Source organism: Psychroserpens sp. XS_ASV72, assembly GCF_041224425.1.
Classification (GTDB): domain Bacteria; phylum Bacteroidota; class Bacteroidia; order Flavobacteriales; family Flavobacteriaceae; genus Psychroserpens.
Map to the genome: position 1 here is coordinate 1 of NZ_JBGFGL010000085.1, position 15,763 is coordinate 15,763.

The 15,763-nt window shown below is 35.7% G+C and carries 9 protein-coding genes; 3 read left to right on the forward strand and 6 right to left on the reverse strand.

Annotated features, from left to right (window positions below; translation table 11 throughout):
• The coding region (locus AB9K26_RS13590) for a choice-of-anchor L domain-containing protein (protein WP_369973109.1) at window positions 1-3,219 on the forward strand (3,219 nt) is incomplete at its 5' end.
• 51 nt (window positions 3,220-3,270) lie between these two features.
• Here AB9K26_RS13590 and AB9K26_RS13595 read toward each other — a convergent pair.
• From AB9K26_RS13595 to AB9K26_RS13605, 3 genes are all read right to left on the reverse strand, one after another.
• A complete protein-coding gene (locus tag AB9K26_RS13595; RefSeq protein ID WP_369973110.1) occupies window positions 3,271-3,648 on the reverse strand; it encodes a hypothetical protein in 378 nt (125 codons plus the stop codon).
• Window positions 3,649-3,721: 73 nt separating this feature from the next.
• Window positions 3,722-5,083 carry a DUF5689 domain-containing protein gene (locus AB9K26_RS13600; RefSeq protein ID WP_369973111.1) on the reverse strand — a complete coding sequence of 454 codons (1,362 nt, stop codon included), beginning with the start codon at window positions 5,081-5,083 and terminating at the stop codon, window positions 3,722-3,724.
• 62 nt (window positions 5,084-5,145) lie between these two features.
• Window positions 5,146-7,998 carry a carboxypeptidase regulatory-like domain-containing protein gene (locus AB9K26_RS13605; protein WP_369973112.1) on the reverse strand — a complete coding sequence of 951 codons (2,853 nt, stop codon included), beginning with the start codon at window positions 7,996-7,998 and terminating at the stop codon, window positions 5,146-5,148.
• Window positions 7,999-8,133: 135 nt separating this feature from the next.
• Here AB9K26_RS13605 and AB9K26_RS13610 point away from each other — a divergent pair, with 135 nt between their 5' ends.
• Window positions 8,134-9,207, forward strand: coding sequence for an endonuclease/exonuclease/phosphatase family protein (locus AB9K26_RS13610; RefSeq protein WP_369973113.1), 1,074 nt, complete (start codon window positions 8,134-8,136; stop codon window positions 9,205-9,207).
• Between the two features lie 66 nt (window positions 9,208-9,273).
• Here the strand turns inward: AB9K26_RS13610 and AB9K26_RS13615 are convergent, their stop codons facing one another.
• Complete coding sequence (locus AB9K26_RS13615; protein ID WP_369973114.1) at window positions 9,274-9,708, reverse strand: hypothetical protein; 435 nt, start codon at window positions 9,706-9,708, stop codon at window positions 9,274-9,276.
• Between the two features lie 91 nt (window positions 9,709-9,799).
• Window positions 9,800-12,178 carry a hypothetical protein gene (locus AB9K26_RS13620; RefSeq protein WP_369973115.1) on the reverse strand — a complete coding sequence of 793 codons (2,379 nt, stop codon included), beginning with the start codon at window positions 12,176-12,178 and terminating at the stop codon, window positions 9,800-9,802.
• A gap of 176 nt (window positions 12,179-12,354) precedes the next feature.
• Here AB9K26_RS13620 and AB9K26_RS13625 point away from each other — a divergent pair, with 176 nt between their 5' ends.
• Window positions 12,355-14,940, forward strand: coding sequence for a phosphoenolpyruvate carboxylase (locus AB9K26_RS13625; protein WP_369973116.1), 2,586 nt, complete (start codon window positions 12,355-12,357; stop codon window positions 14,938-14,940).
• 249 nt (window positions 14,941-15,189) lie between these two features.
• Here AB9K26_RS13625 and AB9K26_RS13630 read toward each other — a convergent pair whose 3' ends face one another.
• On the reverse strand, window positions 15,190-15,711 hold the full coding sequence (locus tag AB9K26_RS13630) for a ferritin (RefSeq protein ID WP_369973117.1): 522 nt from the start codon (window positions 15,709-15,711) through the stop codon (window positions 15,190-15,192).
• Between the last annotated feature and the right edge of the window lie 52 nt (window positions 15,712-15,763).

The window sequence follows — 15,763 nt, forward strand, 5'->3', positions numbered from 1 at the left end:
CAGGGGAGCGCTCCACAGACTGTTACGGCGGTCGGTGTGCTTCAGTTCGGTCCTTATGCCAACAACACGCCAGTGGTGATCACGGTGGCTAATGACGATGATGCGAACTGCGAGATATCGAGCTCGCCATTGACTCAGGAATTTTGTATTGATACAATTGTTGATTGTTCTGCAGGTCCTGTGAATGCTTTTTATTGTTATGAGAACAGTGATACTAATCAATTTAGTTATACGAGTTCAGATGGTTCGCCATTGAACCTTGTTATAAATCAAGGAATTATTGAGGGAGATCCATTTGACTTTTTAGTGGTGACTGATTCGGATGGTGTAACGGAGCTTTATAATGGTGAAGGTAACGATGGGGATATTTCCGGGTTGACCTTCCAATCTACAGGTGATACGATATATTTTCAGATTACTTCTGATACCTCTGTTAGTTGTAGTTCAGGTTCATTTCCAGATGGTATTGATTACACTGTGTCCTGTGCTACCTGTATCAATCCTGTAGCTACCTATCAAGTGATAGATGACTGTGCAAACGGTGACCAGTTCCTGATCGATGTCAATGTCACCAGTTTGGGGGACGCTACGTCCCTGACCATATCCAACAACCAGGATGCGACCCTAGTACCGGTCAATGCAACTGGTGTTTACCAGGTAGGGCCATTTCCTTTTGGTGTAGATGTAGTTGTTACTATCTTAAATGATCAAGACCCGAACTGTGTCATCAACAGCGGTCCGATACAGTTGTTGGCATGTCCTCCAGCCAATGACAACCCATGCAACGCGACTGTCGCAGCGGTCAATACAGATAATAGTTGCGCATTGGTTACTCCAGGAACATTGTTAGAAGCAACCCCTTCAGGAGTTCCAGATGGAACATGTGGAGGCGATCCAGATGATGATGTCTGGTTCCAATTCACAGCTCAAAGTGATTTTCAAATTATATCCATTTTGAATATTAATGGAGGTGGTTTTTTCCAAGATATTGATCATGCTGTTTATGAGGGCACATGTGATGCACCTGTTGAAATTTATTGTTCTGACGCAGAAGCCAGTGTTACTCCAACATTGACAGTCGGCAACACTTATTTTGTCAGAATTTTTTCTGCAGGAGGAGATCCAGTAGATTATACTTTTGATTTGTGTATTAGACCTGGATCTGGAAATGTGTTAGTTGATCAAACAACCTATACAGTAGAAGAATTGGTAATTGACGTCTTAATTGATAGCCCTTGTGCTCAAATTTCAAACATTACGTTCTCTACAGGCACCAATTTTGGAGAGGATAATGGGATTGCTTACTTCTCTAATCCTGATGGTGGTTTTCCTTTTACAGATGGACTTTTACTTACAAGTGGTGACGCTAGTCAAGCCGCAGGACCAAATACTAATTTCGTGTCCAGTGGTACAGGTGCATGGCCAGGGGATCCTTTTTTAGCTGGGATAACAGGTGAAACTTCAAATAATGCAACAATCGTTGAATTTGACTTCGTACCACTAAATGATGAATTAAGTTTTGATTTTCTTATGGCCTCTGAAGAATATGATGGCAATTTTGAATGTACGTTTTCAGATGCATTTGCATTCTTGTTAACCGATATGAGTGGTACTACGACCAACTTGGCAGTAGTTCCAGGAACTAATGATCCTATTTTGGTTACCAATATTCATCCAGATAATGGAAACTGTCCAGCAGTTAATGAACAGTATTTTGGTGAATACATTCCTGACAACTTACCGCCAATTTCATTTGACGGCCGTACGGCTGTTTTCACTGCATATTCAACTGTTAATATTGGTGAAACCTATCATATTAAATTAGTGATTGCTGATGCTAGAGATAATATCTATGATTCTGGTGTTTTCTTGAAAGCGGGAAGTTTTGATATTGGGGAAGTTGATTTAGGTGGTGATATTACCATTGCTGCTGGAAATGCAGTTTGTGAGGACCAACCAATTATTTTAGATACGTCTGCACCAAATGTCGTACATACTTGGTATAAGGATGGGTTCGTTATTGATGGTGAAACAGCCTCAACATTAGAGGTAACCGAAGAAGGATTATATACGGTACAAATTATTTTCTCACCAACATGTATAATTGATGATGAGATTTTGATTGAGTTTTTACCTAATCCAATAGTTGCCAATACGCCTAACGATTTAACGGCGTGTTCAACTACAGCCCAAGCAAACTTTGATTTAACATTGAATACTAGTGTTGTTCTTGGTAGCCAAAGCCCTTCGGATTTTACTTTAACTTATCATGAATCTCAGTCTGATGCAGACTTAGGAACTAATAGTTTGACTTCTCCTTACACCAATGTTACGAATCCACAAATAATTTATATCAGAATTGAGGATAATACCACTGGATGTTTTGAAACGACAAGCTTTAGTATTTCTACTTCAAGCCCTGATCATATAGCTGAAAGTGTCGATATTATAGGTTGTGATAATGAAGATGATGGATTTGCTGATTTTGATTTGGATGCTCATGATGTCAATGTGTTGAACGGACAAGATGCAACTCAGTTTGTTGTTACATACCATGCTTCGGAAACAAATGCTATGGCAGGCGTTAATGCCTTAACAAGTCCGTATAGCAGTTCAGGAGAAACCATTTATGTAAGAGTTGAGACCGTAGGATTTGCAGATTGCTATGTTGTAAATAGTTTTGATTTAATTATTGGGACAGAACCTGTGACATCTTTTACAGATAATTTCGACTATGAAGTTTGTCCTAATGCTACAGTTCCAATAACAATTGAGGCAACACCCGAAAATTATACTGAAGCTGACGTTACTATTAACTGGTATTTGGATAACGGTTTGATTAGCGGTGAAAACGGACTAACTTTACCAGTATTGGTAGCAGGAGATTATGAAATAGAGGTCATTTTCAATGATACAGGATGCTCTAATAGTGCTTTCATAACCGTAATAGAATTAGATACATGTGTCATTCCTCAAGGAATTTCACCTAATGGAGATGGTAGTAATGATACATTCGATTTAAGCAGTTATGATGTAAGTAAGTTAGAAATCTTCAACAGAAATGGTGTCCTTGTATATTCAAAAGAGAATTATACTAATGAATGGCATGGACAAACACAAGATGGAGCAGAATTACCTGTAGGGACTTACTTCTATACTATGGAGTATCAAAATGGTAAGCGAAGAAGTGCTTGGGTATATATACAAAGAGAGAATTAAAATGCTTCTTGATTAATAAAGAAAAAAGCCACTTGATTCAAGTGGCTTTTTTTATGCTTTAAGAATAATTATAATAGCTAAGGCGATACATCCTAGAAGAAGGAGCCATAAAAGCCAGATATTATACGCTACTTTTTTGTTTTTGGAAATTTTTGCGTTTAAAACACTTCTCTTTTTTCCTGTATACGTTAACCAATTTCTAAAGTAAACAGTAACACTAAATATGATAAATAAAGTCCATACTTTAGAAGATGAAGGCGTGTTTACATGCATTTGTTCAAAAAAGACAGCAAAAAAAGCTCCTAAAAGCAAAACAAGCGCGATTTGCAACAACGAAATGTAGATGACAGCTATACTATTGGCATTTCGTTTAAAATGCGTCTTATAGTGATTAAAAATACTTAAATAAAACAAATCGAATGTAGTCATCTTTACTTGGCTTAAAGGATAAAAAAGCCACATCAAGTGATGTGGCTTTAATTAAGATATTTTAAGTTGTCTCTTATTGAACAACAACAAATACGTTATCTACGTGAATAGTTGTATTTAAGTTACTGTTATCACTTCCAGTGTAAACAAAAGCAATGTAGCCTGTACCTGAGTAAGACGAAAGGTCAATAGCACCTGAATCAGCCCAAGTAAACCATTCTTCAAAATCAACTTCCAAACTTGAAGTGAAATCAAGCTCTTCCCAAGTTGCATTTAAAACGTTTGCAGCAGTACCATCAAAATCAGTAGAGATGTATACTTTCAAAGCATCGTGACCAGAATCTGGATAAGCATGCTCTGTTTGGAACGTTAATACTTCACCGTCTTCTGCGTCTAAATCCATAGGAGGCGAAATCAACCATCCAATGTTGCTAGATTCGTTAGTTCCGAATGCAGTAAATTCAGCATAGCCATTTCCTTGGTAAACTTGCTCTGTCCATAATTCTGAACCTTCTTGAGCGATATTCAACCAGCCTTCGAAATTAAAGGTTGTATTGTCGGTGGCATCGTTAAAATTAGAAGCTAGAAGTGGCTCTGGACATGGGTCTGGATTGTCAAAATTGATGTCTTCAGGTGAATTTAAATAAATTGTATAAAAATCATCGAAGAAATCACGAGTTAAGATACCATCAACATAACCTCTGTTGTCTGGTAAAGGAAGCGCTTTAAAATCTGAGAATGTACTTGTACTCAAAATCACGCTAGAACCAACACAGCTTTCCAAAACACGCTCACCATCAAAATCATCACCACTTTCAGAAGCAAATGTCATCCCGATTTGATCATCTCTAAACTGCACGTTAGTAAGTCTGATGTATTGACTTTCCAATGCTTCAGAAAATTGTCCTATACTTACTTCCTTAGGAACAATAGTAGCAATCTCTTCAGATCTAAATACGTGATCATTAACTAAAGAGCTTGGGATTCTGTTTAAATCTTCACCATCTAAACGCCCTAATTGAACCACACCATTATCTTCAGCAACTGTAAGGTTATTTACTTTTATAAAGATTTTGCGCCCAAACTCAAATCTTGTAAACACAGGATTGATATCAATTTGAACAACGATTGCAGCTGTTGGGTTTTCAGGAGCATCTTGAAGTACGATTTGTTTGTAGAAGTTTCCACCTTCATCACTAGAAACCACATAACCTTCCATATATCTAGGTGTGTTGAACTCAAAAGTTACAGGAGTACCTTCTTGGTAATAACTTCCTAATATAGAGCTGATTGACATAATTTGCTCATCTGGAAAATCAACAACATTTGCGTTGATTAAATCAGGAGTGTCGAAATCATCATCTTGAACACAAGCATTTAATACTACTAAGCTAAGTGCAAGAAGTAAAAATTTGTTAAATTTAATTGTTTTCATTTTTTCTTTTTTTGTGGTCTTTTAAGATAAAGACCTAATTTTAAAATTGTTTTAGCTATTTTTTAGAATCTAAGATACACATTTAAATAGTAAGTTGTTCCATATCCAAAGAAATACCTTGATCCAAAAACCTCTCCGTTATCTCTAGATTTGTCTTCAAGAACTCTATCATAGGTTGCTAAACGCGATTGTTCAAAACCACCTGTTCTATAATCTTCATTGAAAACATTGTTGATGGTTGCAAAGAACCCAACGAAGTAATCGTTGATCTTCCAAGACTTTCCACCTATAAGGTTAACTAACATATAATCATCGAATTGTTCTTGTTTCAACAACTCTCGTGCAACATCTGGATCGAAGTCTGTAATAGGTTGACCATCAAAACTTGTTGTAAAGTTTGCCGAACGTCTTAATCCACTTGCATCTACGTAAGCGTTAGAGAAAAAGTTTGATGTTGCACCTACGAACCAATAGTCTGGATCACGATACTCAAAACCAAGTTGGAAAGCACGTTCTGGACCTCCAGCGATGTGTAAGTCTTTTAAATTGGTTGTGCCATCACCAAACCTAAGTTCGCCTTGAAAATCATCACTTGTTAAATATAAGTTAGGATTGTTAGCATAAGTATATTGTCCAAAAGACGCTGCTCCTTTTAATTTAATTGTTGGAGTTACTTGAGCTTCAATACCTAATTCTGCACCAATGTGACGTCTTTCGATGTTCGTCATAATCTCCTGAACAAAAGCATCACCAGTATCTAAACCTAATCCCGCAAGATCTTCCGTAAAATAGAAACCGATATCAGAACCGTTTTGGAATCCTGAGTAGAATCCAGTCACTCTCGCCTTAACAATTGGAGATCTAAAGATATAACTTACATCCACAGATTGTATTTCTTCACTTTCTAAACCAGTGACAATGTTATTGTTTTGTCTGGCGTTGCTAAATGAGTTTCTGATTGAAGGCGCTTTAGTAAAGTAACTAGCATTAACGTCAACTAAGTGACGACCAGTAATTTTTAAAGTCGCTCCAGCCTTAACGCCGTAGTTAGAGAAGTCAAGTTTTTCACTTTTACCAAAAGATTGAGCTCCTGGGAAGTTTCCATTTTCATAAAGACCATTTCTTTGATACGTTGTTTGAGAAAGGTTAGCTCCTAAATAAAAATCTACTTTATTATATTTAAATTGAGCTTGTGCGAATCCAGAGATAACATCAGCATCAATTTCATAGTTGTATTTGTAACGATCGCCTTCTTGAACAATTCTATTAGGATTGTTTCTATCACTTTGAGCAATAGCCTCAAGTCCTATCGTTGAATCTGGATCAGTTTCTTCAGCGAAGAAATCAACATCCAAGAAACCTGTTCCACCTAATAAATCCTTTAATTCGGCAAAATTTTCACTTTTTAAGCTTCTATAGTTTAATGAAGCATTTAAACGAATACGATCAGAAATTTCAGTATCTAAGATAGTATTTACCGTTAATTGTTTGTCATCAATTCGGTCTTCCTGAATGGCATAAATCGAATTTCCGCCTTGAGCTCTAACAATGGCATTCCCTAAATAAAGGGCATCCCAATCTAACTGCCCATCATTTCTGAAAGCTTGTTCAGCTAAATAAGCTTGTTCGTAATTATAAGCCGTTGGGTTGTCAAATCTTAAGTGATAGCTAGGTAAATTTTGATAGTATGCTGGATCAGGATTTCTCGCACCACCTAAATAAGCAGTTTGTCCGTCGATAGTAACTTGTCTAGTTCCTCCATTATCGATTCTTGTGTTACCGATTTTACCAAATTGATACGCAACGTTAGTATTCAAACTGGTCTTAGAAGAAATGTCCCAATAATGATTTAACATTAAGATTGGCTCGACAATATCTCTTGTTCTTGAGTTTCTGATCTCACCATCTTGTTCTCCCCAGAAAGGGTTGTATTGATTCCCCTTAAGTCGGTATACTTCTTCAGTAATTGCAGTAGAACGACCTCTTCTGTTTTGAGCGTAGATAGATGTAAAGTTGATGCTGTGCTTGTCGTTGATCTGTTTTTCAACTGCCGCAAAAAACGAATTGGAATCGTATAAGGTTCCGTCAACAAACCCTTCGTCACCATAACGACGAGAAGCCAATACTGAAAAAGACCATCCGTCTTCAAGTAATCCAGAGCTATAACTTCCCATAATACGACCTGTGTAACTTCTGTTGGCGCTTGCATACGATACACGTCCACCTTTTCTGTACTTAGAGGCGCGCATAATGATGTTGTTTGTTCCTGCGAGGTCACCAAAAGTATAATCGTTAGGAGACATGCCCATAGCAAACACTTGGTTACGCTGCACATCATTTAATCCACCCCAATTTGCCCATTGAGGTCTTCCATTAAATTGTTTGTTCATTTCAACGCCATTGATAAGAACTTTACCGTTTGCGTTATCTAAACCTCTCGGTCTAAAGAACGTAGCACTGAAATCGTAAGCTGCAGCACTTAAAAACACATCTCTAGACGATTGTAATAAACCTGAAACGTTGTCGGTTAAACCATCGTCTTCACTGTTAAGGTTGTCATCTGAAATGGAGATGATAAACAAATCTTTTTTATCACTAGAATCATAATCTAGAGTCATTCCGCTGATATCAACAGTCTGCCCTTCATTTACGACAATAGGATAACGTTTTGTAACATAGTCTGTTTTTTCAATTTTTAAAACTTGTTCTCCAAGAGGAACGATGGTTTCAAATTGAAATTCACCATTAGCATCAGTAGTAGTAGAAATTGTAGTACCTTCAATGGTGATCGTTACATTTGGAATTGGTTCTCCTGTAGTACCATCAAGAACGCTACCTTTAACGATAGTCTCCTGAGCAAAAACAGTAAACGCAGAAAAAATTCCAAATAAAAAAATCAATAAACTTTTTTTCATGCCTAATCTTTAGTTAATAATTGTTGTGCATTAAATAATAGTTATTTAAGGCGTGCAAATTTACATTATTTATAATAAATATATACTTTTGGCGCAAGATTTGATTAGATATAACAAAAATATAATATTAACACAATGAAGTTACAACAGTTTACCTTAGCTATTTTTTGTTTTTTGCTTGCTTACAGTGGCTACTCGCAAGAAGACAAAAAGGAAAAACGCTTTAAAATTCACACCGTAGCATTCTACAATCTTGAAAATTTATTCGATCCAGTTAATGACACTACAAAGTTGGATGAACGTAGTCCAATTATGGAAATGAAAGCCAATAGAGAAGAGGTTTATGCCAAAAAAGTTCACAATATGGCTCGAGTTATAGCTGATATTGGTTCAGATGTTACAGGAAATTCGCCTGCAGTAATTGGTGTTTGTGAAGTTGAAAATAGAGAAGTTTTAGTAGACGTGGTCAATGACCCGTTACTTTTAGGAAGAGATTACGGAATCATTCACTATGAATCTCCAGACGCGAGAGGGATTGATGTAGCCTTGTTGTATCAAAAAAAATTGTTCAGACCAATTAGTCACAGTTCTCATGAAGTAAAGATTTTTGATGATAGAACGAGAAAACGCCAGCAAACTAGAGACCAACTATTGGTATCAGGAGAATTAGATGGTGAACTTATTCATGTGATTGTCAATCACTGGCCATCACGTAGTGGTGGTGAAGCGAGAAGCAGGCCTAAACGTGTGGCTGCCGCAAAAGTAAGCAAGCGTTTATCAGATTCGTTACAAGCTATTGACCCTTATGCTAAGATTTTTATCATGGGCGATTTAAATGATGACCCAACCAATGATAGCGTTAAAAAAGTTATCGGTGCAAAAAGCGATAGGGAAGATGTTGAACTAAAAGGGATTTATAATCCTTACGAAGACATGTTCAAGAAAAATGGTTTTGGTACTACAGCATATCGTGATGCATGGAGTTTATTTGATCAGATCATGTTTACCAAACCGCTCATCGAGAAAGAAGATTACTCTTCATTTAGATTTTACAAAGCAGGAATCTATAATAAGGTATACTTAACAAATCCAAGAGGACGTTGGAGAGGCTATCCATTAAGAAGTTTTGCAGATGGTGGATTTACAAATGGTTTTAGTGATCACTTCCCGGTTTATGTATATCTAATTCGAGAGGTTGAAGATCAATAGCAGACTCATACATACATAAAAAAGCGCAAATATTATTTGCGCTTTTTTTATGTTTTAGATCGAATTTTAAAACCAATTTGACCAAGGAATTCTAGATAACACCAATATCAAACCTAAAGTATAAAAAATGGCTAGGACCTTAAATTTAGGTATTGATGTTAATTTCTTTTTATGTTTTGAGTATCCAATGGTAATGAGTGCTACTGCAAGGATGCCAACAAAAGGATGTTCTACGGCAAGTAATCTTCCAAATGAATCTAATCCGCCCATTCCACTATTCGATAAGTTTTTAAATCCGAAGGGTGACACAAAATAGAGTATCAAGCCTAGTAAAAGTTGAATGTGAGAAACAATTAAGGTAAAAAGTGAAATTCTAAAATCAATAGCTTGAAATTCTTTTCCGCCAAAGAATTTAATCAAGGCATTGAAACTTGCAATAATAAGCATTGCCAAAACTAAATAGGCCCAATAAGAATGAATCATTTGTAACGTGCTGTACATAATCAATATTTTTCAATGTTAGTAATACAAATGTATGATTTAATCCTTGAAGTTTTACGGTCAAGGCTTGACTGTTTTATGAAGCTATTCACTAATTCAACTTAATGGTTTTAACTTCGGAAATGAATTGACCAGTTTCAGTAAACCCTTCAATATACAGGTTTACAAATTCCAAAGGAAGATTTTGAATATGAAAATTCAAGTGTCCATTTGCATCCGCTGAAACATCTGAAACCCAACCAACAACTCCATATTCTTGAAAAAACGCACTTGAATACGAACTGTAAATAGGCGTGTAAAATCGCTTCTTAGGTGAGAACGACAATGGAATTTCGAATTCTTGATAGTTTGTTCCATATTGTTTATAAAGTGACAAACTTGGGTCTGTATAAATTTTTATGACACCTGCACTACCTCTCACACCTTCTCCAAATCCATTTCTGTCAATGACAATATAATCGACATTGTGCATTTGAAAATTGAATAGAATGCTAAAGTCAAATAACAACATATCATCTAAATAGACGAGCGGAATTCTGTTGTTTGGTGTTGGTGAACTTGTATTTATAATGCTTAATGAACCACCAGTATTGTTAACCCTAAAGCCTCTTGAAGACAGATAGGATGCAATATCAAAATACTGTTGCCGTTTAGTATCATCAAAAATGTCAACATTCCCATTTGTATTGCTCTTTATTTTTTCCATTCGAGTGGACACTTTGTTGGTTGAGATAACCACTTCATCTAGTTTTTCAATTTTATCCCAAGCTGGCAGCATGGTTTCCGCGTTTTCAAAATTTAGCAGTTTTTTGTTCGAAAAACCCCAAAGTTGATCCGACGTATTATAATTTGGTATTCTTGAAGGATTAAAGCTTAGATACAATCCTGGCTTACCAACTTTTCCATTCTTTAAGATTTCACCTATTTTGAGTTTATCTGTTCCGTAAGGAAAAAACTCAGTTCTGGTAAATGTTGTTTTATCGTCCTCCAATGCCAATAAATTGGATTTGCTTTCCCTAGTTGGATATATGAGGTATTGACCTGTTTCTTTTTTGTTGACTGTCGCATCAATGGTTATGCCTGTTTCAAAATCAAAAAGTCGCTTAGGAACATTGTTTCTAACGTAATTCCAATCGTAACTGCTCCACCCTTGAGTTAACAAAACCATATCAAGCTCATATTTTGTCTTTCGACTCAGATTGGTAAAATAATAGGAAGGATTTTCAACAATACCCTTCACATACGGTTTTAAAAACGTAGATGAAATAATGTTGTGTTGCGGATTATAAGATTTAGAGCCTGAAGGCAATATAGATATACTAAAGCTATTAAATCTTGTAGTGTCAACTTGTTGAATAGGCAATGAAATTTTTAATGAATCCATATCAGTTTGAACATTAGCATTGCTTGATTTTAGAAGATTTAAACCATCATAATTAAAAAACAAGCGCTCAAGAACTGGTTGGTGCGACTCATTAAACAATGTAATGACATTCATACCTGTAAAAAGATCTGCAGTATCTATAAGTTTAATGACTTGGGTCTTATCATCAAATACTAAATCTACGGCTTTAATAGCTTTACCATTATGAATAGCGATGGTAAATGGTCTCCCTTTTAATTCAGGTAACGTTTCTTTGTTGGTATTGAATGCCAAAGCAATTTTGCTGTTGAGATCTGTTAGCTTTAAAGCGATACCTTTTGATTGGATTACACCAAGAGGTTTGACCAATGTGTCACTCTTGATCAGGTGTTTTACAAAATAACGTTCTCCAGACGATGGATTTAAACTGAACTTAGCAAGTCCAAATGCATTTGTTTTAAAACTTGTTAAAGTAACTCCGTTCGAGTTCACCACATTCCCCTCAACTTCAGGAACTCCTAGTCCACTACTGTTTTTAATAATAACACCAATAGAATTTTCAGTATTAGAGATTAGATGACCTCCTTCAGGAAGAAATTGGGCATCAATTTTTATCGAATCTGCATTTTCAGGGTCAGAGTCATTCGATTCTATATCAATAACTTCAATAGTTTGCACATAATGGTTTTGTTCATTGAAATTTCGCATCCAATTCGTGTAGGCTTTAAAGGTATATTTACCTGATGTGAAAAGACTGTCGATAAAAAATTGGCCTTTAGCGACACCATTTTCAACCTTGAATAAAGCTTGTTTTATTGAACGATCATTTTTATCGTTAACAGTACAATAGATATTTCTGGTAATGGTTGATGGCGTTTTATTGCCTTTGTCTAAAACATATACAGAAAAACCTAAGGTCTCGCCCTTGATGAAAATAGATTTGTTGATATGCGCATAAGCTACTTCACGAGGTATTTTAGTATACTCATTGAAGGGTGAAATAACCTCACTTTCAAATGTTTTCTCTTGCGAAAACCCGTTAAATCCAATAAAGGCACATATTACAGTGAAGCTTAAATAAAGATTGTTTGATAAAAATTTCATCATAGAAAATGGGGTTTGAAATACAATACAATTTGAGTAAAAATACTCAAAATAGAAAAGAACAAAAAGACTGTTAACATATTATCAGTAGAATGACATAGTATTAAGAATTTGCTAAAAATAGAATTTGGTTTAGCTATGTGTTGATCCTTTACTATCTTTATATAAAGAGTTTATCAATGTCAACAGCACCAAAACTTACAAGATTCAAGCAAAATGTGTTAGCAAAATACCAAGTGTATAATGGGATTTTTATGACCTTGCCTTTTGACACCATTTCTAAAACAGTTGCCTTATTGCCATTATTTCATGAAACCTGTAAAAATGGTTTTAATGTTGGAGATGATCCGACAACTATTGTCGAGACATTTTTTAAAAAGTATCAAGCGAGAAGAAATAAGCAGAGTCAAATCAATTTACTGTTTCGCTTCATTCAATATATTGAACGCCAAGTGGTGTTGTTTGATGCCATTGAAGATGCATCATTTTCAGTCGTCCATAATATGGATGGAATCGGTTCTTTGAGAAGTTTAAAGGAAAAGGTCGAGTCTGAAAACAAAAAGGAATTGTTGAAAGAATATCTTGAGGCGTTTCGTGTTCGTATCGTACTTACTGCCCATCCAACCCAGTTTTATCCAGGAACGGTTTTAGGTATTATAACAGATTTAGCTGAAGCGATTAAAACAGATAATCTAACAGAAATCAATAGTCTGTTGGCACAATTAGGGAAAACACCGTTTTTTAAAGAAAAAAAACCAACGCCATATGATGAAGCTGTGAATCTTATTTGGTACTTGAAAAATGTATTTTATAATTCTTTCGGTTCCATTTATGATTATGTTCATCAGAATATTTTTGATGACGAAGACATCAATAACTCCATTATAAATATTGGCTTTTGGCCTGGAGGTGATCGCGATGGCAATCCATTTGTCACACCTGAGATCACTAAAAATGTTGCCAAAAAGCTGAAAGAATCTATCATTAAGAATTACATTAAAGATGTTAAATACCTGAGACGTCGATTAACCTTTAGAGGCATAAGAGAACGCATTATCGATTTAAACCATCAACTTCATAACACGTTGTTGGATATTAACAAAGAAGAACAGGTTTCACTTGAGGCTTTTCGGAAAGAGTTGCTAACCATTAGACAGTTATTGGTCGACAATCATCAATCACTTTATGTTGACAAGGTGACTACACTTATTAATAGAACAACACTTTTTGGATATCATTTTGCGAGTTTGGATATCAGACAAGACAGTAGAGTTCACGATCAAATGTTCACAGCTTTGGTTAAAGAACTTATTGCCAACGGAAACACTCTGTTTCCAAAGAATTATTTTGAAATGTCTTTAGATAATCAATTGAAACATCTTTCCGCAGTTAAAGGTTCAATTGAAGGGGTCAATTTTAAAGATGACATGGCAATTAATATTGTAGAAACAATCAAGGCCATGAAGTCCATACAAGAACTCAATGGAGAAGTAGCCTGTAACCGTTATATTATTAGTAACAACCAAACAACACTAAATGTGTTGCAGTTGTTTGCGATGTTAAAAATTGTGGCTTTTCATGAGCAGTTGACTGCAGATGTGGTTCCGTTGTTTGAAACCGTTACCGATTTGGAGGCTTCTCCTAAAGTAATGGAAGAGCTCTACACCAATCCAAAATATAGAAAACATCTCGAGCAACGAGGCAATAAACAGACCATTATGCTTGGCTTTAGCGATGGTACTAAAGACGGAGGATATCTCATGGCAAACTGGGCTATTTTTAAAGCCAAGGAAGCCCTTACGGAATTGTCAAGACAATATGGAATTGATGTCATTTTCTTTGATGGACGCGGTGGTCCACCAGCTAGAGGAGGTGGGAAAACCCATCGCTTTTATGCATCTCTCGGACCAACGATTGAAGACAAGGAAATTCAACTCACCATTCAAGGTCAGACCATCAGCTCCAATTTTGGAACTCTGGATTCTTCGCAATATAACATGGAGCAATTGATAACTTCTGGTATCCAAAACAGACTTAGCGACTACAATCGTGCCATGTCTGAAGAAGACAAAGCTGTGATGGATGATTTAGCGCAATTGAGTTATGAGGCTTATGTGAATTTTAAAAAGCATCCTAAATTTTTGCCTTACTTAGAGCACATGAGTACTTTAAAGTATTACGCTAAAACAAATATTGGAAGTCGTCCTTCAAAACGTGGCAAATCCAGTAAATTGGTCTTTGAAGATTTAAGAGCTATCCCTTTTGTTGGAAGTTGGAGCCAACTGAAACAAAATGTGCCTGGTTTTTTTGGTGTTGGAACGGCTTTAAAATATTACGAGGACAAAGGGCAATTTGAAAAGGTCAAAGCACTTTACAACAACTCAAGTTTCTTTAAGACCTTAGTAGAAAACAGCATGATGTCTTTGTCAAAATCATTTTTTGATTTGACCAAATACATGGCAGACGATCAAGAATATGGTGATTTTTGGAAACTTATCTTTAAAGAATATGAAATTTCTAAGCGATTATTGTTGAAACTGGCAGGATTTAATGAATTGATGGAAAATGAACCTGTTGGAAAAGCATCAATTGACGTAAGGGAATCTATAGTGTTACCCTTATTGACGATTCAGCAATATGCTTTGAAGAAAATTCAGGAGTTGGAAAAAGCTGAGGTTAGAAATGAAGAAGATATTGCGGTGTATGAAAAAATCGTAACGCGATCTCTCTTCGGAAATATCAATGCCAGTAGAAATTCAGCTTAATTAGAGTAAAAACTACGCCACTTTTTGCAGCAAATCAAAACAAGGACATTTTTTACAGCGCTTTTGCTCAGATTTCTTGTATTTCTTACAGCATTTGGATTTGACTTTGCCCAAACCCTCAACACCATAAGACTCAAGCATCTTAACGCGTTCCTTTTTTAGTTTTTTATTCTTCTTCTTTTTGCCCATTGTGATAAAACAACGGAACAAAAATAGTTATTTAAACTTAATCTAAATAAATTTTAACACTTATGCAGATGGGTCGTTTGCTGCAGAACTTACCACGCTTATTTGTTGGATATCTCTATCGAATAGATACAAGCCACCTTTATCATCACCAATCATGTTGATTTTATCTAAAATGGTTCTTGCCATTGCTTCCTCTTCAATTTGTTCTGAGACATACCATTGTAAAAAGTTATGTGTGGCATAATCTTTATTTTCTAAAGAAATATGCACCAATTCATTGATGCTTTCAGAAACATAGATTTCATGCTCTAAAAGCTTTTTGAACATTTCCTTAAAAGATTTGAAGGTTACATTAGGAGCTTTTAATTCTGAAATATGTGCATGTCCACCACGTTCATTCACAAACTTGATGAGTTTCAGCATATGTTCACGTTCTTCATCAGACTGGTCATACATAAAGTTAGAAATACCTTCAAGACCTTTCACTTCAGCCCAAACAGCCATTGCCAAATACACTTGAGACGATTCGGCTTCGATTCTAATCTGCTTATTTAAAGCAGTTTCAATAGTTTTAGATAACATGATATCGCGTTTTAAACAAAGATAATGAGATAAATACACAAATAAAATAAAG

Bases quoted from the DNA above. Each gene is read 5' to 3' on its own strand.
- AB9K26_RS13595 (WP_369973110.1), bottom strand. From the start codon at position 3,648: ATGACTACATTCGATTTGTTTTATTTAAGTATTTTTAATCACTATAAG.
- AB9K26_RS13600 (WP_369973111.1), bottom strand. From the start codon at position 5,083: ATGAAAACAATTAAATTTAACAAATTTTTACTTCTTGCACTTAGCTTA.
- AB9K26_RS13605 (WP_369973112.1), bottom strand. From the start codon at position 7,998: ATGAAAAAAAGTTTATTGATTTTTTTATTTGGAATTTTTTCTGCGTTT.
- AB9K26_RS13610 (WP_369973113.1), top strand. From the start codon at position 8,134: ATGAAGTTACAACAGTTTACCTTAGCTATTTTTTGTTTTTTGCTTGCT.
- AB9K26_RS13615 (WP_369973114.1), bottom strand. From the start codon at position 9,708: ATGTACAGCACGTTACAAATGATTCATTCTTATTGGGCCTATTTAGTT.
- AB9K26_RS13620 (WP_369973115.1), bottom strand. From the start codon at position 12,178: ATGATGAAATTTTTATCAAACAATCTTTATTTAAGCTTCACTGTAATA.
- AB9K26_RS13625 (WP_369973116.1), top strand. From the start codon at position 12,355: ATGTCAACAGCACCAAAACTTACAAGATTCAAGCAAAATGTGTTAGCA.
- AB9K26_RS13630 (WP_369973117.1), bottom strand. From the start codon at position 15,711: ATGTTATCTAAAACTATTGAAACTGCTTTAAATAAGCAGATTAGAATC.